Origin of the sequence: Mesorhizobium sp. M1A.F.Ca.IN.020.03.2.1 (genome assembly GCF_004023205.1) — a bacterium.
Taxonomy (GTDB): Bacteria; Pseudomonadota; Alphaproteobacteria; order Rhizobiales; family Rhizobiaceae; genus Mesorhizobium.
Genome location: NZ_RZSV01000430.1, coordinates 1 through 1923, shown reverse-complemented (window position 1 = coordinate 1923; position 1923 = coordinate 1). Strand labels below are relative to the sequence as shown.

Below are 1923 nucleotides of genomic sequence, written 5' to 3'. Positions count from 1 at the left end.
GGCGGAAATCTACGCTTCGGCCGACGTCTTCGTCTTTCCGAGCCGCACCGACACCTTCGGCAACGTCATCATCGAGGCTCTGGCCAGCGGCACGCCGGTGGCCGCCTATCCGGTGACCGGACCGATCGACATCGTCGGCGACGGCGTCGGCGGGGCCGTGTCCGAGGATTTGCGCGAGGCGGCGCTCAAGGCGCTTCACATTGACCGCGCGGAGGCGCGCCAGCGCGCCCTGCGCTACAGTTGGAAGGCATGCGCCGAGATGTTCCTGGACGTGGTCGAAGCGCTGGGGATACCGCGCAAGCGCGCCGATCGGGACGCGGTGACGTCAGGCCGGCCCAGGCTAGTTCTAGAATAGACGCCCGCCGTCCGGCACTTTGCGCTCGATGGCGCCGAGCACGACGGCGCCCTCCTCGTCCGGAAAACCAAGCGTCAGCACTTCCGACATGAACGGGCCGATCTGACGCGGCGGGAAATTGACCACAGCGAAGATCTGTCGGCCGATCAGCGTCTCCGGCGCATAATATTTGGTGATCTGCGCCGACGACTTCTTCACGCCGATCGCCGGGCCGAAATCGATCTTCAGCTTGAATGCCGGCTTGCGCGCCTCCGGAAAGGGCTCAGCCTCGACGATCGTGCCGGCACGGATGTCGACACGATCGAAATCGGCAAAGCTGATCTCGGGCTTGCGCTCGCTGCTGGAACTCATCGGCGGTATTGGCTTCGCTCAGGCGCTTCCATGGGTTTCAAAGAGCACGCTCGACAGCGCGTCCTTGGCCGACGTACCCGACCAGACGACGAATTGGAAGGCCTGGAAATAGCATTCGCAGGCCTCTAACGCCGATGACAGAAGCACCTCGACCTGCTGGCTCGACGGCTCGACCCCGCCGGCAAGCAGCAGCGATTGCCGGAACATGATCGCGCCCTCCTGCTCCCACAGGTCGAAATGGCCAAACAGCATCTGTTCGTTGATCAGCGACAGGAGCCGCATCACTTCGAGCGCGCGCGTTTCCGGCACCTTGATGTCGAACGCGCAGGCCAGGTGCAGCGCCTCGAAATCTTCCATCCAGGAGAAGGAGACATGATAGTCGGTCCAGCTGCCTGTCACCGAAATCGAGATCTCGTCGTCGCCGGCGCGTTCGAAGGACCAGTCATTGTTGTGGGCCACCTGCTCGATGACGTCCACCGGGTGGATTTCGCGGGAGAATTCGAGTTCGAGGAGTTCCATGAATGCTTCCTGTCGTTCTGAGAGCGCCGCCACACGCTCCGCGAGAGAGGGCACGCACAACGAACAATCTTGTCTAGAACTCGGACGGCCAGGACTTTCCAAACGCAAAGACCCCAACCGGACCCCACCGCCCGGCGCATGACCCTGCTTCGAATCATGCAACAAATTCAGTCTATTGATCGGGAGTCGCGTGAACAGCCCAATTTTTCGCACTGCGTCATTCGCATGTGGAAAGGCGCTGTCAAAAAGATTCATGCAATGCCGGTAAGCGATTCACGGCAAAGCGATTTTTCGGATCGTGCTTTGTGGAAAAGTTTATGATTATTTTTTTGATCTGGGCTTCGCCGCAGCCGCAGGTGCGGCTTGCCCGGTCAATTCGGCGAGCTTGGCCTCGAGCGCTTCGACGCGCACCGCAAGCTGGATGTTGTCTTCTCTTGCCTTGACGGCCATCTCGCGCGCAGCCTCGAACTCCTCGCGTTTCACCACATCCATGGAGTTGAGCAGGCGCTCGGCCTGGCTGCGGAAAGCCGTCTCCATCTCGCGCCTGACGCCTTGGGCTGCCCCCGCGGCATCGGTCATCAGCTTGGCGAATTCATCGAGAATGCGGTTCGTTCCGGTCGACATGGCAAATCCTCGCTTGATTATTTTGACGTAGTGGCGCGCGGCACGGATTGCAAGCGAAGCGTGCCTTGACCTGT

4 protein-coding genes are annotated in these 1923 nt (G+C 60.9%); 1 reads left to right on the top strand and 3 read right to left on the bottom strand.

The window, feature by feature from the left end; genetic code table 11:
• The coding region (locus EOA79_RS31720) for a glycosyltransferase (protein ID WP_128293668.1) at positions 1-355 on the top strand (355 nt) is incomplete at its 5' end.
• On the opposite strand, the gene EOA79_RS31715 is transcribed toward EOA79_RS31720, so the two are convergent.
• The 3 genes from EOA79_RS31715 to EOA79_RS31705 all read right to left on the bottom strand — a co-directional run bounded on the left by EOA79_RS31715 (position 347) and on the right by EOA79_RS31705 (position 1849).
• Positions 347-706 (bottom strand): tRNA-binding protein, encoded by a 360-nt coding sequence (locus EOA79_RS31715; RefSeq protein WP_095823259.1) that lies wholly within the window; start codon positions 704-706, stop codon positions 347-349. The two genes, EOA79_RS31720 and EOA79_RS31715, sit on opposite strands and share 9 nt — an antisense overlap.
• 18 nt (positions 707-724) lie before the next feature.
• Positions 725-1225 carry a YbjN domain-containing protein gene (locus tag EOA79_RS31710; protein ID WP_066994911.1) on the bottom strand — a complete coding sequence of 167 codons (501 nt, stop codon included), beginning with the start codon at positions 1223-1225 and terminating at the stop codon, positions 725-727.
• Between the two features lie 321 nt (positions 1226-1546).
• A complete protein-coding gene (locus tag EOA79_RS31705; RefSeq protein ID WP_066994397.1) occupies positions 1547-1849 on the bottom strand; it encodes an accessory factor UbiK family protein in 303 nt (100 codons plus the stop codon).
• Positions 1850-1923: the final 74 nt, after the last annotated feature.

Excerpts from the sequence above, each read along its gene's own strand:
- EOA79_RS31715 (WP_095823259.1), bottom strand. The coding sequence starts at position 706 with ATGAGTTCCAGCAGCGAGCGCAAGCCCGAGATCAGCTTTGCCGATTTC.
- EOA79_RS31710 (WP_066994911.1), bottom strand. The coding sequence starts at position 1,225 with ATGGAACTCCTCGAACTCGAATTCTCCCGCGAAATCCACCCGGTGGAC.
- EOA79_RS31705 (WP_066994397.1), bottom strand. The coding sequence starts at position 1,849 with ATGTCGACCGGAACGAACCGCATTCTCGATGAATTCGCCAAGCTGATG.